Raw genomic sequence first — 24128 nt, forward strand, 5'->3', positions numbered from 1 at the left:
GTGTTAATTATGCTCTTCGTTATGTCGTTAACTTTATGTTTTAAGATCGAGATAGCATGACTTCCAAACGAGCACCTACGCGCTGCGCTTGGTCGGCAATACCACCTACCCATTCAAGAATCTTGTATAGGAACATGACATCGATAGGGTTCATGTCAGCTTCAATCACCATCAACTGTTGGCGAAGTTCAATCTGCATGGCATCGGTATCATCTTCGATAACGTCTAATTGATGAATCATTTCAGCGACGAGCGTCACTTCACGGCCTTTGAAGCCGGTTTCTAGCAATTCATCAAGTTCATTGATTACCTTTTGCGCCTGATCGGCAGCATCAAGACAACGTTGAACGTAAGCGAGGAAGTTTGGTTGGAGAGCCTCAGGGATGACAAGTTGACGACCATATACACGGCCAGCAATGTCTTTTGCCAGGTTTGCAAGTTTGTCCTGTTGAGTCAAAAGCTCAAGCATGTCAGTACGGTCGACTGGCATGAACAAACCGCGAGGCAGTTTTAGACGGATTTCACGTTTCAGCACATCCGCTTCTTTCTCTAGGTGAGAAATTTGTGCACGGATTTCTGCTGCTTTTTCCCAATCACCCTTTGAAGATACTTCAAAGAATTTCACCAAGTGTGAACAACATTCGTTGACACACACAACGTGGCGTTGCAAAGGCTTAATTGGGGACTTTGCAAATAACCCCATAATTGTATTTACTGGCATGGTCATTCAACCTAATAACTATAACCTTAAAAAAACATACACCATTTCTGAGTGCTTGGCGAAATGTTGAGCGATGGCTATAAAGGCGCGCATGGTAACGCATTAAATCGCTCATTAAAACTGTTTTAGATCATCATTCCGGCGATATTTCTCTCTTGCCGTGTGAGAAATTACGCAATATCCTGTTTCTATCTGCTTTGAAAGGTATAGCTATGGAAACCGAAATAGAACTGAAGTTTTTTGTTTCTCCTGAATTTTCAGAAACTTTAAAAGAAAAAATTTCTGAGACAAAAGTACTTCAGCATAGTTGTCGTGACTTGGGTAACACCTATTTTGATACTGCCGATAAATGGCTCAGAAAGCACGACATTGGTTTAAGAATTCGCCGTTTTGATGATGTATTCGTCCAAACCGTAAAGACAGCAGGACGCGTCGTCGCAGGCTTACATCAAAGACCAGAATACAATGCTGAGCACACTAGCGACGAGCCTAATCTGTCGCTTCATCCTCTAGATATTTGGCCTCCAGGTAAAGATGCAGAAACGCTGCAATCCGAGCTTATGCCATTATTCTCGACCAACTTCACACGTGAACAATGGCTGATTGGCATGCCCGATGGCAGTCAGATTGAAGTTGCTTTTGACCAAGGCTTAGTTGTAGCCAAAGGTGAAGACGAAGAAGAGAAGCAAGAGCCAATTTGCGAAGTTGAACTGGAACTTAAGTCTGGCCAAACCGAAGCTTTATTCACACTGGCACGCAGCTTTTGCGAGCAAGGTGGTATGCGCTTGGGTAACTTGAGCAAAGCGGCGAAAGGTTATCGACTTGCAAGCGGTTATGCGGGTGATGAAGTAAAATCATTGGCACTTGTGGACAGTAGTCCGACGGATACCGTTGAATTTTGCTTGATCAACTCTTTAGAGCACGCTTTGTCTCATTGGCATTATCACGAGCAAATTTATGCTGAGCGTGACAGCGTGGAAGCACTGCGTGAAATCAGTAATGCCATTCGTTTCATTCGTCAAACATTGACCATTTTTGGCGGGATTGTCCCTCGTCGCGCGAGTGCGATTCTGCGCCAAGAGCTTAAATGGTTGGAAGAAGAACTGAGTTGGTTAGATGAGCATGCACACCTTGAAGAGCTTTTAGATGACAAAGGCAATGTGCTGCGTAAGTTGGATGCGCGTAAGTTCTTAGTATCTGAGCTGACTCAGCAGTTACAAGAGTTGCCAAGCCGTGAAGAAGTGCTAGGGTTGCTCAATTCCGCGCGTTACACAGGGTTACTGCTGGATCTAAGCCGCTGGATCTTAGCACGCGGTTGGCAGCCATTTCTTGATGAAAAAGCACGTGAAAAAATGGCAAGTAACATCATGCCGTTTTCAGTTACTCAGCTCGATCGCACTTGGGCTGAGCTAATGGAAGCTTTCCCAGCAGAGCGCGATTTGACGGCGCAAGAGTACGTTGATCAGCGTTATCGCTTATTGCGTAACCTCTATACTGGTATTGGTTTCGCGAGTTTGTATAACTCGGATGAGCGTAACAGCTTCCGTTTACCATGGGCGGATCTGGTGCATGGTATCGATGATCTGCTAATGCTGAACCACTTGCTCCCGTTGGTTGATATGCTGGAAGACGCAGAAAAAGAGCAGTTAGAACGCTGGTTGCACCGTCAAGAGCGCTCAATTTTGCATGCAATGGATCAAACCCGAGCGATCAGTATGGAAGTACAGCCTTATTGGCGTGAATGATCGTTCTGGTGGTAACGACAAAAAAATAGGACCGCATGGTCCTATTTTTTTGTCTCTGTTTTACGTTGTTGTAGCTCTTTTTCCATGAAATCGAGTCGTTCTAGTATTTGCGCTTGTTGGGTTAGGAGCTGCTCGAGCATACGTTCTTTATTGATTGAACTGTGTGTCTGTTGTTTCGTTGGGGCAGTAAGGATAGAGGTGATAAGACCCGAGATCATACCAAAGATACCCACCCCGCAAACAATGATGATGACAGCCAAAAACTTTCCTATGGAGGTCACAGGATAATGATCGCCGTAACCAACCGTTGAGATCGTTACAAATACCCACCACAAAGCATCGGCGCCAGTGCGAATATTCGCTTCTGGGTTTTTCGCTTCGATAAACAGCATTGCACTAGAACCGAGCGTTATGAGGATAACCATCAATAGCAGTATAGAGGCGACCGTAGTTTCGCGGCGGTTTTCTTTGAGCTGATGCAAAATGAACTTTGACGAACGCAGTACTAATACCACTCGCATAATATGAAAAATACGAGCAAAGCGCAGGGGCTCTATCAATGGGATGCTCGCCACGAAATCTATCCAATGACGTTTAAGGAATAACCAGCGATCTGTGGACCGGATCAAATCAATGGTGAGCTGTAGTAGAAAAATACTACAGATTATGAAATCCAGACCGATAAGAACTTGACGGGTTTCGTGATCGATCGGGAAAAACAACAAGCCAGAGATCACAAATAGTGCCATAAAAGACAATATTAGTGACAACAGGCCCATCGGTCGTGTGCTGTCTTTGATATCATTGTTTTTCATACGAAGCTCAAAATAAATCGCGTAACCACGCAAAGCGCGAACATAACTATAAGTAATATAAAGATTATAGATAAAGACTATATAAGACTCGGTGGAGAACTGACAATGGAAAAGCTGGCATTTAAGCCATGGGAAAGGGTCATATCCGACATTCGACTGGTGCCTAAAATGGTCATGTTGATGGTCTTCAGTACTGTCCTGATCGTGGCAAAACAACTGTGGGACGCAAACACTTTTTACGACTCACTTTTAGCGGCGACACAAAACGCGCAAGTTGCCCAACAGCATTATGAAGCATATTTAACGCAAGTTGCTTGGCAAACCGCCTTATTGATTGTGGTTTTTGTCGTGCTCTTATTAGCGGCGGCTAGAGTGATGTTGCGTCAAACACAGTATCTGAGCGACGCGATCAAACTGATGGCGAGCAAGAACCTCTCTGTTCCATTTGGTATGGATTGTAAAGATGAATACGGAGACGTGGCACGTGAATTAGAAAAGACACGTCGACAATTGCACGATGTTATTCAAATGCAAATTAATGCGTCTGATGAATTATCAACGCTCACCGAAGTCATGACGCTGAGCATGTCGGAAACGAAGGAATCGGCGCAAGAAGAGTTTAACGAAATTGATCAACTTGCTACGGCGATGAGTGAAATGTCGTCGACGGTCCAAACGGTTGCGGAACATGCCCAGACGGCATCTTCTCTAACAGAGCAAGCTTCCGCACAAGCAATTTCTGGTCAGCAGTTCTTGCAAAGTACAATGGCGAAAATGAGTGAACTTTCGTCGGATATCGCTTCATCGGCACAAGCGGTTAACCAAGTTGAAGAACGTGTTGAAGCCATTGGTAGCGTTGTAGGGACGATTCAAGGCATTTCTGAACAAACCAACCTGCTTGCACTGAATGCGGCGATTGAAGCGGCGCGAGCTGGCGAGGCTGGGCGGGGTTTTGCTGTGGTTGCAGATGAAGTTCGTAACCTTGCCCAACGTACACAACAAGCGACGGTAGAAATTCAAGAGATGATCGCACAGCTGCAAACCAGTGCTGAATCTGCGGTAGAACTCATGGAAAAAAGCGTTGTAGAAGCGGCAGATGGAAACGAGCTGGTTTCTAATGCTGGATCTGAGCTCGATGGTATTGTTGGGCAAGTGACGCAAATCAATGACATGAACTTCCAGATCGCGACGGCGTCTGGTCAGCAAAGCAGTGTTGCAGAAGAGATGAGCCAAAACCTCACCAATGTACGTGAGTTGGTTGAAGCCTCAGTTGTTGTTGTTACCGAGCTGCTAGAAACCTCTGAAATGATGCAAAATAATGCAGGTGAGCTAGACAAGAAGATCAAATCTTTCCAAGTTTAATATTCGATCCCGAACTTTTGATAAAACGCCCACAAACCTTTTGTGGGCGTTTTTATTTGCTTTCAGTCTGGTATAAAGAATGAGTTACCGTGCTTTTCAAACAAGGAAGAAAAATGCAGCTGCCTTCGCCACTGATTTCTATCGCTGAATCTGCCGTACAAAACGCCCAAGACGCAGGTTATTTTCCCCTTTGGCCCGACGAGGTTGCGCAGCAATTTCGTTATGTGGCGGGCTTAAGCCAGTTTATAACTGAAGCCATTCATCGCGATGAAGTCCTAGCCCGTGAGTTGCCAAGTATGTTAGCGCAGCCAAGTCGTCAGGAGTCTTACCGCTCACGCCTTGCTGAACTGTTGGAACAATGTCCTGATGAGATGTCTGGTCATCGCGTATTGCGTCAGTTTCGCAATCGAGAAATGGTGTACATTGCGTGGAAGGATTTCACGCATGCATGGTCTCTAGAGACGTCTTTAAGCCACTTATCTGAGTTGGCAGAAGCGATGATTTTTGAAACCTATCAATGGCAATATCAAGTGTGTTGTCAGGAGTGGGGCACGCCAACAAGTGAGGACGGTGAAGTGCAGCCGATGTTAATTATCGGCATGGGGAAACTGGGTGGTGGCGAGCTAAACTTTTCTTCCGATATTGATCTAATTTTCACGTATCCAGAGAATGGCGAAACCCAAGGCGCACGCCGCAGCATTGCCAATGCCCAGTTCTTTACTCGTCTTGGTCAACGCATCATCAAAGCGCTCGACCAACAAACCTTCGATGGTTTTTGCTACCGCGTCGACATGCGACTTCGCCCATTTGGAGAAAGTGGCCCCTTGGTAATGAGCTATGCCGCACTTGAAGATTATTACCAAGAGCAGGGGCGAGATTGGGAACGTTACGCGATGATCAAAGCTCGGGTGATGGGATGTGAGATGTACCCGCAGTATCAAGAGCTACGCCAAATGCTGCGCCCTTTTGTTTTTCGTCGTTATATTGATTTCAGTGCGATTCAATCTTTGCGTCGAATGAAGTCGATGATCAGTAGCGAGGTTCGCCGCCGAGGGTTGAATAACAACATTAAGCTAGGTGCGGGTGGCATTCGAGAAATTGAATTTATCGCTCAAGTTTTTCAATTGATTCGAGGTGGTCGAGAACCTTCTTTACGTAATCGAGGGCTGTTGGAAACGCTGGAAGGCATTGAAGAACTGGCATTGCTTACTCCACAAGAAGTCAGCGATCTAGAAGCCGCATACAAGTACTTGCGTCAATTAGAAAACTTGTTGCAAGCAATGGCGGATAAGCAAACCCAGACGCTGCCTGATTGCGAAACCGAACGCTTAAAGCTCGCCACCGCGATGAAAATGAGCTGTTGGGAGCAATTGATTGAGCAAACCCAGCAGCATATGGCAAATGTTCACCAAGTTTTTGAATCACTAATTGGTGATGATGAAGAAGACGAGGGGACTACCGTTGCTCGTCATTTTCATGAGCTATGGGATATGGCCGACAAACAAGATGTTCTTGAGCATATCTTGCAGCAGGATATTCAGATTGAAGACTTTGCTTCATGCGCGAAAACCATCATCAACTTTAAAACCGATCTGGCCAAAAAAACGTTAGGCCCACGTGGACGCGAAGTGCTCAATCGTTTGATGCCGAAAGTGTTTGATGCGGTCTTTGCCCATCCTGATGCACAGTTTGGTTTATCTCGTGTACTTCACTTGCTACACAACATCTGCACTCGCACGACTTACTTGGAATTATTGGATGAGCATCCAGCGGCTCTGGTGCAGCTCGTACGTTTGTGTACCGCAAGCCCAATGATTTCAGAGCAGCTGTCTCGTTATCCTATCTTGCTTGATGAGTTGATCGACCCTGCGCAGCTGTACAATCCCATTCCATTAGACAGTTACCGTACAGAGCTACGTGATTATTTGGCGCGTATTCCTGAGGATGATATGGAACAGCAAATGGAAGCGTTGCGTCAGTTTAAGCAAATTTGTATTTTGCGTATTGCAGCGGCAGATATTGCTGGCGCATTGCCAGTGATGAAAGTGAGTGACCATTTAACTTATTTAGCGGAAGCTATCGTTGATGCGGTGATCAGTCAGGCTTGGTTGCAAGTGTCTGAAAAGTACGGCGAGCCAACGCATGTGAAAGATCGTGAAGGTAAAGGCTTTGCTGTAATTGGCTATGGTAAAGTCGGAGGGTGGGAGCTCGGCTATAACTCCGATTTGGATATTGTCTTCATGCATGACTGCCCCGTCAATGTCTACACTGACGGCAAGAAAGAGATTGATGGTCGTCAGTTCTACCTTCGTTTAGCACAGCGTATCATTCATATTTTCTCCACTCGCACCGCTTCCGGTATTTTATACGAGGTCGATACCCGATTGCGTCCGTCCGGTGCATCGGGTTTGTTGGTTAGCCCAACAGACGCGTTCGACGACTACCAACATCAAGACGCGTGGACATGGGAACATCAAGCACTTGTCCGCGCGCGCATGATTTATGGTGATGAACCACTGGCAATTGCATTTCACAATACGCGGCATGATGTGTTGTGCAAAGCACGCGATCAAGCTGAACTGAAAAAAGACGTTGTCGAAATGAGAGAAAAAATGCGCGGTCATCTTGGGGGGAAAAAGCCAGGCCGCTTTATGCTCAAGCAAGATGTAGGTGGGATTACCGATATCGAATTTCTCGCTCAGTACCTAGTGCTCAACTATAGTCACGATAAGCCGAAATTGACGCGTTGGTGTGATAATGTGCGCATCTTTGAAACGCTCATTGCGCAAGATGTTATGGACGAAGACCAAGCAATGCAGTTGATACGTGCTTACACGACAATGCGAAACGAAATACACCGCCGAAATCTACTTAATTTAGACGCTGATGTGGTGGAAGATAAGTTTGTTGCCGAAAGGGAGTGGGTAAAACAGGCTTGGAATCAGTGGTTCAGTTAAGACCATATATTTAGCCTCGATAAGGGCTGTGATAAACTCACTTCGATTTAATTTTTGGAGACCAACAATGAAACCAATTCTACCTGATTACAACAGCGCTGGTGTGCTCATCATCGGTGATGTCATGCTAGATCGTTACTGGTATGGCCCAACCGGACGCATTTCTCCTGAAGCGCCGGTTCCTGTTGTAAAAGTAGAAAACAATGAAGAGCGTCCTGGTGGTGCTGCGAACGTTGCGATGAACATCGCATCACTAGGTGGCCATGCTCACATTGTTGGTCTAACTGGGGAAGATGAGCCTGCAAAAGTGCTGACGGAGACGCTGAGCTCACTCAATGTGAAGTGCGATTTCGTTGCACTGCCTGATTACCCAACGATTACGAAGCTTCGCGTAATGAGCCGTGGACAACAGCTTATTCGTCTCGACTTCGAAGACAAGTTTGAAAACACAGATTCTGCGCCAGTGTTATCTCGAATGGATGCCGCACTACCAAACGTTAAAGCCGTGATTATGTCTGACTACGCAAAAGGCTCGTTAGAGCATGTTCAGGCATACATCCAAAAAGCGCGCGCAGCAAATATTCCGGTTTTCATTGACCCGAAAGGTGCGGATTTTGAACGCTACCGTGGCGCAACACTTCTTACGCCAAACATGAAAGAGTTCGAAGACGTTGTAGGTAAAGTGAAATCTGACCAAGAGCTAGTAGAGAAAGCACTGGCTTTGGTTGAAGAGTTTGAATTTGAAGCGCTTTTGGTGACACGCAGCGAAAACGGAATGACCTTGATTCGTCGTGGCCAGGAACCGTTCCACCTTCCAACTCAAGCGAAAGAAGTGTACGACGTGACAGGTGCGGGCGACACGGTTATCTCTGTATTGGCAGCGTCTGTTGCCGCAGGCAAATCATTTGAAGAAGCGTGCGCTTTAGCGAACGCAGCGGCAGGTGTTGTGGTTGGTAAACTAGGCACGTCAACGCTTTCTGAGATTGAATTAGCAGAAGCGGTACATGGCAGCCAAGACACGGATTACGGTGTGATTTCAGAAAAAGCATTGATCGAAGCGGTGAAAAAAGCACGTGCTCGTGGCGAGAAAGTCGTTATGACAAATGGCTGCTTTGATATTCTACACGCTGGGCATGTGTCTTACTTAAACCATGCTGCTGAACTGGGCGATCGCCTAATCGTTGCGGTAAATACCGATGAGTCAGTAAAACGCCTTAAAGGCCCTGGTCGTCCGGTAAACCCAACCGATCGCCGCATGGCGGTGTTGGCAGGTTTGGGCGCTGTGGATTGGGTTGTACCATTTAGTGAAGATACGCCGCAGCGTTTGATCTCAGAAGTTCTACCAAGCTTGCTAGTAAAAGGCGGTGACTACAAACCAGAAGAGATTGCTGGTGGTAAAGAAGTCATTGCGGCGGGTGGTGAAGTTCGTGTATTGAACTTTGAAGATGGCTGCTCGACCAGTGAAATCATTAATGCAATCAAAGGCGGTAAGGGCTAAGCCTGCTGTTTGTTAGCATTGAAATGCTATTTGCTCATAAAGGTCGCTAAGTGCGGCCTTTTTGATACTTTTAGTTCAGAGGCACTTTCAGGCTCTGAACTACAAGTAATAAAAAACGCCAGCTGATAACTCAACTGGCGTTTTTTATTTATTAAGACCTGAAGTATTCAATTCGCGGTTATTTTGCCGCTTTCAAACCTGCATCAACGTCTAAGATGTCTTGTTCGCTTAGCGTACCAACTGCTTGGCGTAGCTGAAGAACACTTAAAATGTAGTCGTAACGAGCGTTCGATAGGTTTTTGTTCGCATCGTATAGACGACGAGTCGCGTCCAGTACATCAACGATAGTACGAGTACCTACATCAAAGCCAGCTTCTGTTGCTTCTAGTGCAGAGCGTGCAGAAATAACCGCTTGCTCATACGCACGTAATGCGCCGATAGAGGCGTTAATGTTGTTGTTTTGTGCGCGAACATCTTTTACTACGCTACGGTACTGTGCTTCAAGATCTTCGCTTGCTGCCACGTACGCGTATTCAGCTTGTTTGGTTTGAGAGGTTACGTTACCACCTGTGTATAGCGGTACAGCAAGGTTCACACCAATATTGAAGTTGTCTGTCGTGTTGTCACGAGAGCTATGAGAAGTATCACCGTAGTTGTAACCACCGTCTAGAGAGAGCGTTGGTAGGTGGCCAGAGCTTGCTAGTGAAATATTGTCACGCGCAATGTCTTGAAGAATACGTGATGATAGCAAGGTCAGGTTTTTGGTTTTTGCTTCATCAATGAGCGATTCAGCTGGTACGGTCGATGGGCTAGCAGTGAAGCGGCCAGTGTCCAAAATGTTGAGATCTTTGTGCTCTTGGCCTGTAATTTCACGCAGTGACTCGTAGCTATTAGTTAGCGCGTTTTCTGCCAACACTTCGTCCGCTAGCACTTGGTCGTACTGAGCTTGTGCGTCATGCACGTCAGTGATTGCAGACAAACCTACTTCAAAACGCTGTTTAGTTTGCTCAAGTTGACGGCCAACCGCGGCTTTTTCTGCACGTACGAAAACAAGATTATCTTGTGCGCGTAGAACTTCAAAATACGCTTGTGACACGCGAAGAATCAGTGCCTGTTGCGTCGCTGCGTAAGTTGCGTCTGCTTGGCGAGCACTTTTCTCAGCAGTATCTAGAGAGATCCAAGATGCGCGGTTGTAAAGTGCTTGTGAAAAGCTAACGCCAGCGGTTAGCGCGTTGCCATCGTTTGATACGTCACTAATTAGATTTGAATCGTATTCAGTATCACCACGAGTTAAATTGTAACCCGCAGTAAGGTTGATCTGTGGTAATAGAGCACTACGGCTTGAGGTGATTGCTTCGAAAGCTTGGTCACGTTGTGCTGCTACACTGAGCAATTGTGGATCATTTTGTTTTGCCAAGTCGTAGATTTCAGCCAAAGAGTCTGCGAACGCAGACGTACTCATGCTACCTAGCGCTGCACTGATAAATAGTGGAAGCAATTTTTTCATTTTCTATTCCCGCGGTCCATAGATTGGTTAATTCTCAGTAGTTTAACTCAATTTGCACGATATTTACTCTAAAGTTTGCACTTTTTTACACGTAATTATCCACTTGTGCAATAAATTTTTAGCAAAGACTTAAATTAATTTGTAACTATTATACAAAAAGTTGAGCCAAGTCCTTTGAGCAAGCGAATAACAATGAGTAAACTACAGGATTCACTCAGAGAGGTGTTGAATGCAACAGCGTGACAAACAACAACAAGATTTTACTTCGCGAGATGTAAAAGTCATCTCGAAAGAAACCTTATTTGAAGGTTTTTTCAAAATGGTGAAATACCGCTTTCAGCATAGGCTATTTGCTGGTGGTTGGAGTGGAGTTGTCGAACGAGAAATGTTCGAGCGTGGTCACGCAGCAGCGATGCTTCCTTATGATCCAAAGACGGACCAGGTCGTAATCATTGAACAGATTCGTATTGGCGCGTTGGAACATGAACACCCTTGGCAGCTAGAAATTGTCGCCGGTATGATTGACCGCGATGAATCTGCTGAAGCCGTAATTCGTCGAGAGGCTGTCGAAGAAGCGGGGATTCAGGTGGGGCGCGTTGTACCTGTTACTTCCTATTATCCTTCGGCTGGTGGTTGCTCGGAAAAGCTAGACGTCTTTGTTGGTGAAGTGGATGCGTCTAAAGCGCACGGCATTCATGGTTTAGACTATGAGAATGAAGATATCCGCGTTCATGTCATGAGTCGTGAAACGGCGTATCAATGGGTGAAGGACGGAAAATTTGAAAATGGTGCGTCGATTATTGCGTTGCAATGGCTGCAATTACACCATCAAGAGTTAAAGTCAGAATGGGGACTATCCCAAACGGTGGAGAGTGAGTAATGGCACAATTGGCTGAAAAACAACAATATCATGTTGATTTAGCTGGTCTTATGAGAACGTATGAGACCAACTACGCTAAGTTGAACGCCTTATTGCCTGCTTCTGCCGAAGTTGGGGATGTACGTTGCTACCAAGCGGCGAACATGGTTTACCAATTGACCGTGAATGAAATCACAAAATACACCACAGTTGTTGAGATATGTCAGAGTGATGAAACGCCAGTGTTTCCTTTACCGACGATGTCTGTCAGGCTTTATCATGATGCGAGAGTAGCCGAAGTATGCTCAAGCGGAGAGTTCTCTCGCATAAAAGCTAAGTATGATTATCCCAATGACCAACTGATGCAGAAAGATGAAAAGCATCAATTAAACACATTCCTCGGTGAATGGCTGACGTTTTGTTTACGAAGTGGTATCAGTAGAACACCACTTGCCTTCAATTGATCGTCACGTCACTAAAGGAAAATAACAAATAACGATATAGTGGACGAATCAGGTTTTCATTTTGCAATCATCTAGTGACAGCATCAAACTTTTACAAATTACGGATACTCATCTGTTTGCTGCCGATGAGGGAAGTTTGCTAAGCGTAAAAACAGTCGATAGCTTCAATGCTGTTGTTGCTGATGTTTTACGCCGCAACGTGGCGTTTGATTACATCTTGGCGACGGGGGATATTTCCCAAGACCATAGTGCAGAATCTTATCAGCGCTTTGCCAACGGCATTGAACCGCTAGAGAAAGACTGTTTTTGGCTACCTGGTAATCATGATTACAAGCCTAATATGGGCAGTGTTTTGCCTTCGCCACAAATCAAAGCCGCAGAGCATGTGTTGCTTGGCGAGCATTGGCAGTTAATTCTTTTAGACTCGCAAGTGGTTGGCGTTCCTCATGGGCGCTTGAGCGATCAGCAATTAACGCTACTCGAAGAAAAGCTAGCCGAACACCCAGAAAGACACACACTTGTTTTGTTGCATCATCACCCGTTACTGGTGGGAAGCGCGTGGCTTGATCAACATACTTTAAAAGATGCCGAAGCGTTTTGGCAGGTTGTCGAGCGTTTTGATAACGTGAAAGGCATTCTCTGTGGTCATGTTCATCAAGATATGAATGTGCTTCACAAGGGCATTCGAGTGATGGCAACACCCTCAACTTGTGTTCAGTTTAAGCCTAACTCGGATGATTTTGCCCTTGATACCACTTCGCCTGGTTGGCGGGAGCTGCAACTACACGCTTGTGGCGATATTACGACCCAAGTAGGTCGGCTTCCCGATGGCCAGTTCCAACCAGACTTCTCTTCTAACGGCTACTAACGCGCCCGAGCTCTCTGTTTGGGCTCGCTTTTTTGTGCGAGATATCTATGAGTAAACCTTCACTTCTTCTCTATATCCATGGCTTTAATAGCTCTCCACTCTCCATGAAAGCGAATGTGATGAGAGCCTACTGCGAGCAACATAGGCCTGATATTAAGGTGATTGTTCCCCAGTTACCTTGTTATCCTCAGCAAGCGGCGAAAATGTTGTTGGATATTCTCGAGCAATATAAAGACGACTATAAAATTGGTCTAGTGGGCAGCTCATTAGGCGGTTTTATGTCAACGTGGCTAAATGACAAGTTTGGGTTTAAAGCGGTAGTGGTCAACCCCGCAGTCAAGCCTTATGAGTTGCTAGTAGATTATTTGGGTAAGCAAACTAACCCATATACGCATGAAACCTATACACTTGAAGCTTGTCATATTGACGAGTTAAAAGCTCTTGATGTACAAAGCATCGCGTCGCCACATTCTTTTTGGTTATTGCAACAAACAGAAGATGAGGTTTTAGACTATCGACAAGCGGTAGATAAGTTTGCAGACGCTAAGCAAACAGTAGAACAAGGCGGTGATCACAGTTTTGTAGGCTTTGAGCGTTATCCTGCACAGATTATCGAATTTCTAGAACTGTAATTCGAAAGCGATTGGAAAAGGCTCATAGTTTTTATTGATATATCCAACCGTTTCTTGACATGGGCGGTATGCTTTCCGACTATGTTTTGCCAAAAGATCTTAAGGGTCGAGGACCCTGGCTACTTTGTTATGCATCATGTTTATAAACTCTTAATGATGTGAACAGGGTGGCTTTTTCGTTTCCTGAGTATGGGTACGCCCATTGGTGATACTCAGGCAACAAGTAAACTTTGAGAATAATTCCGTATTATGACTGAACAATATAATGCTGGTGCCATTGAAGTACTGAATGGCTTAGAGCCAGTACGTCGCCGACCAGGGATGTATACGGATACAGCGCGCCCAAACCATTTGGGCCAAGAAGTTATCGACAACAGTGTCGATGAAGCGCTAGCCGGACATGCCTCAAAAGTACAAGTCATCCTACATGCTGACCAATCACTCGAAGTGATCGATGATGGTCGAGGCATGCCTGTTGATATCCACCCAGAAGAGAAAGTATCAGGCGTAGAGCTAATTCTATGTAAGCTACATGCGGGTGGTAAGTTCTCTAACAAAAACTACCAATTCTCTGGTGGTTTGCACGGGGTAGGTATATCTGTAGTAAACGCGTTGTCAAAACGCGTTGAAGTAACAGTTCGTCGTGATGGTCAAGTGTATGAAATTGCATTTGAACACGGCGAGAAAGTGTCTGATCTAACCGTAACTGGCACATGTGGTCGTCGCAATCGCGGTACCAGCGTACATTTCTGGCCTGATGCGAAGTACTTCGATTCGGCTAACTTCTCTGTGACGCGCCTAGTCAACAACCTGCGCGCAAAAGCGGTTTTGTGTCCGGGCTTAGAAATCACATTAACCGACAAAGTTAATGGCAAAGACTATAAGTGGTACTACGAAGACGGTCTTAAAGACTATCTTGCGGAAGGTGTAAAAGGCTATCCAGTTATTCCTGAAGAACCATTTACTGGTGAGTTCTTGGCGGATACTGAAGCGGCAAACTGGGCGGTAATTTGGCAGCCAGAAGGCGGTGAAATGATCACCGAAAGCTACGTTAACCTAATCCCAACCGCTCAAGGTGGTACGCACGTTAATGGTTTACGCCAAGGCTTGTTGGAAGCGATGCGCGAATTCTGTGAGTTCCGTAATCTATTACCTCGTGGTGTGAAGCTAACGGGTGATGACGTTTTCGACCGCTGTTCTTACGTGCTGTCGGTTAAAATTCAAGATCCACAATTTGCAGGCCAGACCAAGGAACGTCTCTCTTCTCGTCAAACCGCGGCATTTGTCTCTGGCGTTGTAAAAGATGCGTTCAGTCTTTGGTTGAACGAAAAGCCTCAGCTCGCAGAGCAATTGGCAGAAGTCTGTATCGCTAACGCGCATCGTCGTATGCGAGCGGCGAAAAAAGTCGTACGTAAGAAAGTGGCTTCTGGCCCGGCACTGCCAGGTAAGTTGACCGACTGTTCTGCACAGGACTTAAGTCGCACGGAAATCTTCTTTGTGGAGGGTGACTCTGCGGGTGGCTCGGCAAAACAGGCACGTGACCGTGAATTCCAAGCCGTGATGCCACTACGTGGTAAGATCTTGAACACGTGGGAAGTCTCTGCCGATCAAGTTCTTGCGTCTCAAGAAGTACACGATATCTCAGTTGCTTTGGGTATTGACCCAGATAGCGACAACCTCGAGAGTCTTCGTTACGGTAAGATCTGTATCCTTGCCGATGCGGACTCGGATGGTCTTCACATCGCAACGCTGCTTTGTGCTCTATTTACTCGTCACTTCCGCGCACTAGTGGAAGCGGGTCATATCTATGTGGCGATGCCGCCTCTGTATCGAATCGACTGCGGGAAAGAAGTGTTCTACGCCCTCGATGATGATGAAAAAGATGGCATTTTAGAGCGCTTGTCGAAGAAGAAAGCCAAAATCAACGTGCAACGATTCAAAGGTCTGGGTGAGATGAACCCACTTCAGTTGCGTGAAACCACCATGGATCCGAACACGCGTCGCTTAGTGCAGTTAACCATTGACGACTCTACGGCGACCATGGAAATGATGGACATGCTGCTAGGTAAAAAGCGTGCAGATGACCGTCGTTCTTGGCTACAAAACAACGGCGACTTGGCAGAGGTGTAACGGATGTCTACAGAAATTACCTACGATGGCGTCGAACAATTGCCAATGCGCAAGTTCACTGAAGACGCTTATCTGAACTACTCGATGTACGTAATCATGGACCGCGCCTTGCCATACATTGGTGATGGCTTAAAGCCGGTTCAACGACGCATCATTTATGCGATGTCAGAGCTTGGTCTCTCTGCATCAGCAAAATACAAAAAATCTGCACGTACCGTTGGTGACGTGCTAGGTAAATACCATCCGCACGGTGATTCAGCGTGTTACGAAGCGATGGTATTGATGGCTCAGCCATTCTCTTACCGCTATCCATTAGTGGATGGTCAAGGTAACTGGGGTGCGCCAGATGATCCGAAATCATTTGCGGCAATGCGTTATACCGAAGCAAAACTGTCTAAGTTTGCTGAAGTATTGCTTGGCGAACTTGGTCAGGGCACGGTTGAATGGCAACCTAACTTTGATGGCACAATGAAAGAGCCACAAATGTTGCCAGCACGTCTGCCTCATATCCTGCTTAACGGTGTAACCGGCATTGCCGTTGGTATGGCAACAGACATCCCACCGCACAACGTTCGTGAAATCGCAGATGCGACTATTCATTTGATCGACAACCCGAAAGCAGAACTGCCGGACGTGATGCAGTATGTCAAAGGTCCGGATTACCCAACAGAAGCAGAAATTATCTCGCCGCAAGCGGATATCGAGAAGATTTACCGCAACGGTCGTGGCAGCATCAAAATGCGCGCGGTTTGGCATAAAGAAGGTTCTGATATTGTTATCACTTCTTTGCCTCACCAAGTATCGGGTGCCAAACTGCTTGAGCAAATCGCTAACCAGATGCGTGCGAAGAAGCTGCCAATGGTTGACGATCTTCGTGACGAATCGGATCACGAGAACCCAACGCGTATCGTTGTGGTGCCTAAGTCAAACCGTGTCGATTGTGACTTGTTGATGAACCACTTGTTCGCATCAACGGATCTTGAGCGCAGTTACCGCGTTAACTTGAACATGATTGGTTTGGATAACCGTCCTCAAGTTAAAGGTCTGGTGCAAATTCTATCTGAGTGGATCGAGTTCCGTCGTACGACTGTGCGTCGTCGTTTACAACACCGTCTAGACAAAGTAATGGCTCGTCTACACATCTTGGAAGGTTTGTTAGTTGCTTACCTCAACCTAGATGAAGTGATTGAGATCATCCGTACTGAAGACGATCCAAAAGCGGTGCTGATGGAACGCTTTGGTATTACCGATATCCAAGCGGATGCAATTTTAGATACCAAACTTCGTCATCTAGCGAAACTAGAAGAGATGAAGATCCGTGGTGAGCAAGACGAGCTAGAGAAAGAGCGTGAGAAGCTAGAACAGCTACTCGGTTCTGAGCGTCGTCTGAACACACTACTGAAAAAAGAAATCAAAGCAGACGCAGAGAAATACGGTGATGACCGTCGCTCTCCAATGGTTGAGCGTGCAGAAGCAAAAGCGCTGACTGAACGTGACCTCGTACCAAGTGAGCCAATCACGGTTGTGCTTTCTGAGAAAGGTTGGATTCGTCACGCGAAAGGCCATGACGTGGATGCCGAAGGCTTAAACTATAAGTCGGGTGATAAGTATTTAGCGCATGCTCGAGGTAAGAGTAATCAGCCTGCGGTATTCCTAGGTAGTGACGGTCGAAGTTACTCTCTGGAATCGCACTCACTGCCTTCTGCTCGTAGTCAAGGTGAGCCGATTACCGGTCGCTTGAATATTACGGCTGGTAGCAGTATTCGCCAAGTCATCATGAGTGAAGAAGAGCAGCTGTGGCTGGTGGGCTCAGATGCAGGTTACGGCTTTGTATGTAAAGGCGCGGACTTGCTGTCTAAAAACCGCAGTGGTAAAGCGCTCGTCACTTTACCTGCCAACTCTGAGATCATGACGCCAAAAGAGATTGAAGATTTAGACTCTGATGAAATCTTAGCAATCACTAACCAAGGTCGCATGCTGCTGTTCCCAATCAAAGACTTGCCACAACTGGCGAAAGGTAAAGGGAATAAGATCATCAACATTCCTGCTGCTAAAGCGAAAGAGCGAGAAGAAGTACTATCTCACTTAATGTCTTTACCAAAAGGTGCATCGTTAACGCTGTACGCGGGTAAGCGAAAGTTGGGTCTTAAACCGTCTGATCTTGATAACTTCCGTGGCGAACGTGGTCGCCGAGGTGGGTTATTACCGAGAGGTTTGCAGCGAGTCACTCGCATTGAAGTTGAGCTAGATGATTCCGATACGACGGAAACACCGAGCGATAGCGAGTAACGCACAAATAAAAATCCCAGCCAATGGCTGGGATTTTTTATGCTTCTTGCTTGTCTTCGGCAATGGTGACTTTCAAGGTCATCTCTTTTCCTTTGCGAATGATACCGACGTCCACGGTGGTGCCAGGACGTAAATCGGTGACGATATCCATAACGCTCTGACGCCCTTGCACTTTATTGCCATCAATGCTGATAATGATGTCCTGCTTTTGGAAGCCTGCCGCATTGGCTGGACCATTTGGATCAATACCAAGTACGACAATACCACCTATGTGTTCATTTCCAAGTAGGCGAGCAGTGACCGCATTAATGTCTTGGCCGTCGATTCCAATATAACCACGAATCACGCGGCCATCAGCGATGATTTTCTGCATGATCTTACTCGCTAGCGGCGCAGGGATCGCAAAAGAAATACCGTAAGTTTCTAAGTCTGTCGCTTGCTGAAAAGAGGCGGTGTTAATGCCGACGAGCTCGCCTTGTGTGTTCACTAGGGCTCCACCAGAGTTACCTTCATTGATGGCGGCATCGGTTTGAATGAATGCTTGACGACCGTCGCTAATAGATGAACGACCTGTGGCAGAAATAATGCCGAACGTTGTGGTTTGTCCAAGGTTGTATGGGTTACCGATGGCTAGTACTACGTCGCCCACTTGTGGTTTGTAATTAGAGTTCAGAGGGATTACGGGCAAATTCGAACCTTCGACACGCAGCACGGCTATATCAGTACGTTTGTCTGTCCCTACGAGCTGAGCCGCTGCGGCTCTGCCGTCTTGTAATGCCACAACAATTTGATCAGCTTGAGCAACCACATGATAGTTAGTAATGATGTAGCCTTTCTCACTAACAATGACACCTGACCCCAGGCCTTGAGTCGAGAGTTTACTGCGATCATTCTCAACATACTTACGACTGTAGATGTTTACCACTGCAGGCGCTGCTCTTCGGACCGCTTGATTAAACGTCAACTCGACTGATGCGATATTAACAGGTTGAGGATCAAGCGCGGCAGGAATTACGTTGTTGCGCAAAGATGGAACCGCCAGTAATACCACTGCGGCAGTAGCCAAGCCTAAAAAGACAGAACGTAATAAAAAGCTGAGCATATCCTCTCCATGCGTGAGCGCCAAAATGGCATCGAAGATGAAGAATAGCATTACATTGAAAAATAACAAAAGGGCAGCACGTCATCGCGCTGCCCTTTTCATTAGTTATTGAGCGATAAGGAAAAGTGATCGAGCCTTATCACTCAGCATTATGCATCGAAAACCTTATTTTCTATCACTTTGAAAGTGGTTAACGAATGACAAGATAAATAGTACGTTCACCACGTTGAATATTAAGAGCCAGTACACCTTTGTGTTTCTCTACGATTGTACGAAGCTCGGCAAGGTTTTTCACTCGTTGACGGTTCACTCCGATAATAATGTCACCTTGTTGTAATTGATATTGAGCAGCCGGAGAGTTATCTGCAACGCTCGATACTTTAACACCTTGGATTACATCACTTGGTGTTGTATTGCTTAACTCCGCACCTTTGAGTCCCTCATGTAATGTCTCCGCTTTAGCTTTCATATTCGTAGATTCGCCAAGCGTTACATTAAAGGTTTTATTCTTACCATCTCGAACCACACCTAATGTGATTTCTTTACCTGCGCCCAGTGTTGCCACTTTTGCGCGGAGCTCTGAGAAAGTATTAATCGCTTTGCCGTTCACCGATACAATTACGTCACCGGCTTTTAACCCTGCTTTATCGGCTGCGCTGTCCGGTACGACTTGACCAATAAAGGCCCCTTTACTTGACTCGTAACCCAATGCATCAGCTAGCTCAGAGGTTACTTCGCCACCTTGCACACCCAACATGCCGCGTTTGACTTCACCAAACTCTAGAATTTGATCAGTGAGGTTTTTCATCATGTTTGATGGAATCGCAAAGCCAATACCCACATTACCGCCATTAGGGCCTAAAATCGCAGTATTAATACCGATCAGCTCACCATTAAGGTTGACCAATGCACCACCAGAGTTACCGCTGTTAATTGCGGCATCGGTTTGGATGAAGTTTTCGAAGTTTTCAACGTTTAAGCCACTACGACCAAGGGCTGAAACAATACCCGAAGTCACAGTTTGACCGAGTCCAAATGGGTTACCAATCGCAACCGTAAAGTCACCGACACGCAGTTTGTCGGAATCCGCGACTTTAATCTGCGTTAAGTTTTTCGCTTTCTCTAATTTAAGTAACGCAACATCGGCCATTTCATCACCGCCAACGAGAGTAGCGTCATACTCGCGCCCGTCAAAGAGGCGAACTCGAATCTCATCTGCCCCCTTGATCACGTGGTAGTTAGTGACAATATGGCCTTTCTTCGCATCAATAATGACACCAGACCCTAAACCTCTGAACGGGCGCTCTCGCCTTTGTTCCATAGGAAAGTCTGGGCCAAAGAAAAATTGAAATTGCTCGGGAATGCGGCTGGTTTGTACTTGTTTACCTTCTACAGCAATACTCACAACAGCTGGGGTCACCTTCTCAAGCATTGGTGCCAAGCTAGGTAACTGTTGGCCATCCACATTCAAAGGTAATGCGGCAGTGGCTTGAACTGGGGCAATAATCGAACCCAAACTCAGAGATAGAACGGTGAGCGCAAGCAGTGGTTTTTTCATCCAATAACTCCTCTTGAAACATGTCTGCCAAAAAGAAATATCCGAACGGTTAGTTCACTTTGTTAATAACTAATATAGGGTCTAGTTCGGACAATCAAAAGGGGAGGCAGTGCACACCCAAGTTAGAGCGAAGGTGAGGGGAAAAAGTTCAAAAAAGGGCCGATACAAATGTATCGGCCCTAGATAGAAGTAAGAGAGGATTATGATGCTTTTGCGGTTACCGCTTCGGGAGCATTAATGATTTCTTTCTCTTGATCCTTCAAAAGACCGGTGGCGCCATTAGCGTAGTCTTTTGGTTGTTCGTTAAACTCTGGTTGATCTTCTGCAATGGTTTCAGATGACATTGCCGTTTTCTTATCAAACGGGTTGTCTTGTTCTGGTAAGTTTGGCAAAAGCTCAGAAGAGGTCTTGGCCATATGTTGGTATAGCTTGGTGTAATCTTTACCTAGGGTGTCCAACATTTCTGCGGTTTGTGCAAAGTGATCGACGAGCTCTTGACGTTGTTGCTCTAATTCAAACTTGGCCGCTTCAAGTTCTTTCTGCACAGACTTTTGTTTCTTGTATTCAGGGGTGGTTAGTCTACTAATGACTACGCCTACGATTGTACCGACCAGCAAACCCACAATGGCATAAATCCAAGGCATAACTGCTCCTTATAGTTGTTTTAACAAGTCTTTTACTACTTAGTTACACGCGGTGCTCGTCCATGTTACTATGGCTTGAACAGCCGATAAAGAAAAATAGCAGTATGTCTTCGGGGACTGATAACTACTTCTCTCTATTCTCAAAGTTGACCCCGAGGTAACCCTTTTCTCTATACCTCTATACGACTTAATACGATGACACCACTACAACAATATCAAAAAGACATAGCAGAACACGGGTTTCAGCGTGATGAAGCTCAGTATCAAGCGGTCGTTGCATTAGACAAGCTTTACCATGCTATCGTTGAATTTCAGTCAGCGCCTGTTCCTCAGCTTTCCAAATGGCAAAAGCTAATGGGGAAAAAAATCGACAAGCCTGAACCACCAAAAGGTCTTTACTTTTGGGGTGGGGTAGGTCGCGGTAAAACCTACCTTATGGATGCATTTTTTGATGCTTTACCGACCCAAAGAAAAATGCGCGTCCACTTCCATCGATTTATGTATCGAGTACATGATGAGTTGAAGCTGTTAGGTGATGTCGAAAATCCTCTATCAAAAGTGGCGGATAAATTTAAAGAAGAAGCCGATGTGGTTTGCTTTGATGAATTTTTTGTTTCCGACATTACTGATGCGATGATCCTTGCAACGCTACTTCAAGAAATGTTCAAGCGGCAGATGATCCTAGTCGCGACTTCAAACATCGAGCCGCAGAACTTATATCGTAACGGTTTGCAAAGAGCGCGCTTTTTGCCCGCGATCGATATGATTTTGGCACGTTGTGAAGTGTTGAATGTCGATAGTGGCGTTGATTATCGCTTAAGAACGTTAGAACAGGCTGAAATATACCATTACCCGCTTGATGAGCAGGCTAGCATAAACCTTAACAAATATTATCAGCAGCTGACTGGAGAGCGTCAGTTTGTTGCTCATCAAATCGAAGTTAACCACCGTCAACTAGCGGTGATTGAAGCAAGCGACGGGGTGCTGCATGCGTCGTTTGCTCAGTTGTGTCAAACTGCTCGCAGTCAAAATGACTACATTGAATTGTCTCGTATTTACCACACGGTATTACTGGCAGATGTTCAACAAATGAACCGAAAAATCGATGATGCGGCGAGACGCTTTATCGCGCTGGTCGATGAGTTTTACGAGCGCAATGTTAAGTTGATTATTTCTGCTGAAGTGCCAATGGCCGACTTATATACTGACGGGCAGTTAGAGTTCGAATTTAAGCGCTGTTTGTCTCGGCTTACTGAGATGCAAAGTCATGAGTATCTCGCGCGTGAACATTTGGCCTAGATCCAATGGGTTCTTAAAAAAGTGAAGAAAAAATTAGTGATTTGGCGCAAAAAAAGGTGATTTTTTCTTCGCTCTTCTCTATAATCCTGCGACCCACCGTTACTGCAGACCTGATTATCGAAGTTATTTCGAAATTGAAGGTCGAGAGTACCAACGACTCGAAGGGGTGATGACTGGGCTCTTAGACAGTGTGGGAGCACTATTGGGTGTTCCTTTAAAGTTTAAAATTTAATTAACGGGTTATTGTTAGCATGAAAACTTTCGTTGCTAAACCAGAAACTGTAAAACGCGACTGGTACGTTGTAGACGCTGAAGGTAAAACTCTTGGCCGTCTAGCAAGTGAAATTGCATCTCGCCTACGTGGCAAACATAAAGCTGAATACACTCCTCACGTTGACACTGGTGATTACATCATCGTTATCAACGCTGAGAAAGTTGCTGTAACTGGTAACAAAGCTAAGAACAAAGTGTACTACCGTCACTCTGAATTCCCAGGTGGTCTAAAATCTATCACTTTTGAAAAGTTGATCGATCGTAAACCTGAGATGGCTCTTGAGCTTGCAGTTAAAGGCATGCTTCCACGTGGTCCTCTAGGCCGTGCTATGTACCGTAAGCTAAAAGTTTACGCGGGCGCTGAGCACAACCATGTTGCTCAACAACCACAAGTACTAGACATCTAATTGGGGATTTCGAAAATGGCAGAGAATCAATACTACGGCACTGGCCGTCGCAAAAGCTCAGCTGCACGTGTTTTCATTAAACCAGGCAGCGGTAACATTGTAGTAAACAAGCGTAACCTTGACGAATACTTCGGTCGTCCAACAGCACGTATGGTTGTACAACAACCTCTAGAGCTAGTTGAACTAACTGAAAAGCTAGACCTTTACGTAACAGTTAAAGGCGGCGGTATTTCTGGTCAAGCTGGTGCTATCCGTCACGGTATCACTCGCGCGCTTATGGAATACGATGAGTCTCTACGTCCTGCTCTACGCGCAGCTGGCTACGTTACTCGTGACGCTCGTTGCGTTGAACGTAAGAAAGTTGGTCTACGTAAAGCACGTCGTCGTCCACAGTTCTCTAAGCGTTAATTTCCTCTTATCGGGAATTATGCTTTCAGAGTTACTCTGGAAACTGTGTACCAAAAGCTCGGCTCTATGCCGGGCTTTTTTGTATTTAAAGCAACGAACAGCCTTCACTTATCATCACACTCCGAGCAGGCCTTCTTATTCGTCCTCTTCGTCGAAAGGTTGCCAGTGCCGTTTTATATCTGTGCCTTATTTAATCGCGACTCACCACGCTTTCTCTTGCGATGCAGCATAGATGTATTCATCAGCAAGAATGTCTTTGTATCTTATTCTTCCTGTAACATGTTTTAAAATGACTTACGCTCCTTTTTGAGCATTCTGCGTGCTACAAAATTGAAAATATAAACACAGTAAGCTGAACGCGTAATACGAAATATTTCTCTGTGTAATTAACTGAAAACTACCAAGATAAAAGGTTTTATCTGCTTTCAGCGGGGCTTCTATGTGGTGCTTTCTTGTTACAAATCACATCAATTTTTTATAATTCTGCCGCTTTTGTGACGACGCGAGCGATTTGCCTCACAAATGTTACAAAAAGGTAGCTTTATCTTGTCAAAAAGTAGGGTTTTCTTTATCATTTCCCTCCAATAAAT

The 24128-nt window shown here is 45.7% G+C and carries 19 protein-coding genes; 13 read left to right on the forward strand and 6 right to left on the reverse strand.

Annotated features, from left to right (window positions below; genetic code table 11):
- Nucleotides 1–40 precede the first annotated feature (40 nt).
- The gene (locus tag R7093_RS17295) at nucleotides 41–721 is read right to left on the reverse strand and encodes a TIGR00153 family protein (protein ID WP_005379896.1); all 681 of its coding nucleotides are present in this window, start codon (nucleotides 719–721) and stop codon (nucleotides 41–43) included.
- Nucleotides 722–933: 212 nt separating this feature from the next.
- Between R7093_RS17295 and R7093_RS17300 the strand changes: the two genes are divergently transcribed.
- A complete protein-coding gene (locus tag R7093_RS17300) occupies nucleotides 934–2466 on the forward strand; it encodes an inorganic triphosphatase (protein WP_047101978.1) in 1533 nt (510 codons plus the stop codon).
- Nucleotides 2467–2507: 41 nt separating this feature from the next.
- Here R7093_RS17300 and R7093_RS17305 read toward each other — a convergent pair whose 3' ends face one another.
- Nucleotides 2508–3281: a potassium channel family protein gene (locus R7093_RS17305; protein ID WP_025768395.1), complete on the reverse strand. Its 774-nt coding sequence runs from the start codon at nucleotides 3279–3281 to the stop codon at nucleotides 2508–2510.
- A gap of 105 nt (nucleotides 3282–3386) precedes the next feature.
- Here R7093_RS17305 and R7093_RS17310 point away from each other — a divergent pair, with 105 nt between their 5' ends.
- From R7093_RS17310 to hldE, 3 genes are all read left to right on the forward strand, one after another.
- A complete protein-coding gene (locus R7093_RS17310; RefSeq protein ID WP_005379890.1) occupies nucleotides 3387–4643 on the forward strand; it encodes a methyl-accepting chemotaxis protein in 1257 nt (418 codons plus the stop codon).
- A 113-nt stretch (nucleotides 4644–4756) separates the two neighbouring features.
- Nucleotides 4757–7600, forward strand: coding sequence for a bifunctional [glutamate--ammonia ligase]-adenylyl-L-tyrosine phosphorylase/[glutamate--ammonia-ligase] adenylyltransferase (glnE, locus tag R7093_RS17315; RefSeq protein WP_047101981.1), 2844 nt, complete (start codon nucleotides 4757–4759; stop codon nucleotides 7598–7600).
- A 67-nt stretch (nucleotides 7601–7667) separates the two neighbouring features.
- Nucleotides 7668–9098: a bifunctional D-glycero-beta-D-manno-heptose-7-phosphate kinase/D-glycero-beta-D-manno-heptose 1-phosphate adenylyltransferase HldE gene (gene hldE / locus R7093_RS17320; RefSeq protein ID WP_017633601.1), complete on the forward strand. Its 1431-nt coding sequence runs from the start codon at nucleotides 7668–7670 to the stop codon at nucleotides 9096–9098.
- 178 nt (nucleotides 9099–9276) lie between these two features.
- On the opposite strand, the gene tolC is transcribed toward hldE, so the two are convergent.
- Entirely contained in the window at nucleotides 9277–10605 is a 1329-nt protein-coding gene (tolC, locus tag R7093_RS17325) for an outer membrane channel protein TolC (RefSeq protein ID WP_005379884.1), read from the reverse strand.
- Nucleotides 10606–10834: 229 nt separating this feature from the next.
- Between tolC and nudF the strand changes: the two genes are divergently transcribed.
- The 6 genes from nudF (at nucleotide 10835) to parC (ending at nucleotide 17847) form a co-directional block, all read left to right on the forward strand.
- Entirely contained in the window at nucleotides 10835–11485 is a 651-nt protein-coding gene (nudF, locus tag R7093_RS17330; RefSeq protein ID WP_017633602.1) for an ADP-ribose diphosphatase, read from the forward strand.
- Nucleotides 11485–11928 carry a DUF1249 family protein gene (locus R7093_RS17335; RefSeq protein WP_017633603.1) on the forward strand — a complete coding sequence of 148 codons (444 nt, stop codon included), beginning with the start codon at nucleotides 11485–11487 and terminating at the stop codon, nucleotides 11926–11928. The genes nudF and R7093_RS17335 overlap by 1 nt, the downstream gene beginning before the upstream one ends.
- 61 nt (nucleotides 11929–11989) lie before the next feature.
- On the forward strand, nucleotides 11990–12796 hold the full coding sequence (gene cpdA / locus R7093_RS17340) for a 3',5'-cyclic-AMP phosphodiesterase (RefSeq protein ID WP_005387419.1): 807 nt from the start codon (nucleotides 11990–11992) through the stop codon (nucleotides 12794–12796).
- 47 nt (nucleotides 12797–12843) lie between these two features.
- Nucleotides 12844–13428 (forward strand): esterase YqiA, encoded by a 585-nt coding sequence (gene yqiA / locus R7093_RS17345; protein WP_161440773.1) that lies wholly within the window; start codon nucleotides 12844–12846, stop codon nucleotides 13426–13428.
- 249 nt (nucleotides 13429–13677) lie between these two features.
- On the forward strand, nucleotides 13678–15558 hold the full coding sequence (gene parE / locus R7093_RS17350; protein WP_005387417.1) for a DNA topoisomerase IV subunit B: 1881 nt from the start codon (nucleotides 13678–13680) through the stop codon (nucleotides 15556–15558).
- A gap of 3 nt (nucleotides 15559–15561) precedes the next feature.
- A complete protein-coding gene (gene parC / locus R7093_RS17355; RefSeq protein ID WP_005379870.1) occupies nucleotides 15562–17847 on the forward strand; it encodes a DNA topoisomerase IV subunit A in 2286 nt (761 codons plus the stop codon).
- 37 nt (nucleotides 17848–17884) lie between these two features.
- Here parC and degS read toward each other — a convergent pair whose 3' ends face one another.
- The 3 genes from degS to zapG form a co-directional block, all read right to left on the reverse strand.
- Nucleotides 17885–18949 (reverse strand): outer membrane-stress sensor serine endopeptidase DegS, encoded by a 1065-nt coding sequence (degS, locus tag R7093_RS17360; protein ID WP_017633606.1) that lies wholly within the window; start codon nucleotides 18947–18949, stop codon nucleotides 17885–17887.
- A gap of 190 nt (nucleotides 18950–19139) precedes the next feature.
- On the reverse strand, nucleotides 19140–20507 hold the full coding sequence (locus R7093_RS17365) for a Do family serine endopeptidase (RefSeq protein ID WP_017820244.1): 1368 nt from the start codon (nucleotides 20505–20507) through the stop codon (nucleotides 19140–19142).
- Between the two features lie 200 nt (nucleotides 20508–20707).
- Nucleotides 20708–21151, reverse strand: coding sequence for a Z-ring associated protein ZapG (gene zapG, locus R7093_RS17370; RefSeq protein WP_005379861.1), 444 nt, complete (start codon nucleotides 21149–21151; stop codon nucleotides 20708–20710).
- Between the two features lie 195 nt (nucleotides 21152–21346).
- Between zapG and zapE the strand changes: the two genes are divergently transcribed.
- From zapE to rpsI, 3 genes are all read left to right on the forward strand, one after another.
- Entirely contained in the window at nucleotides 21347–22450 is a 1104-nt protein-coding gene (gene zapE, locus R7093_RS17375; protein WP_005387411.1) for a cell division protein ZapE, read from the forward strand.
- 251 nt (nucleotides 22451–22701) lie between these two features.
- Complete coding sequence (gene rplM, locus R7093_RS17380; protein ID WP_005372872.1) at nucleotides 22702–23130, forward strand: 50S ribosomal protein L13; 429 nt, start codon at nucleotides 22702–22704, stop codon at nucleotides 23128–23130.
- A 15-nt stretch (nucleotides 23131–23145) separates the two neighbouring features.
- The gene (rpsI, locus tag R7093_RS17385; RefSeq protein ID WP_005372876.1) at nucleotides 23146–23538 is read left to right on the forward strand and encodes a 30S ribosomal protein S9; all 393 of its coding nucleotides are present in this window, start codon (nucleotides 23146–23148) and stop codon (nucleotides 23536–23538) included.
- Nucleotides 23539–24128 lie beyond the last annotated feature (590 nt).

The organism is Vibrio sp. 1580 (assembly GCF_033340055.1).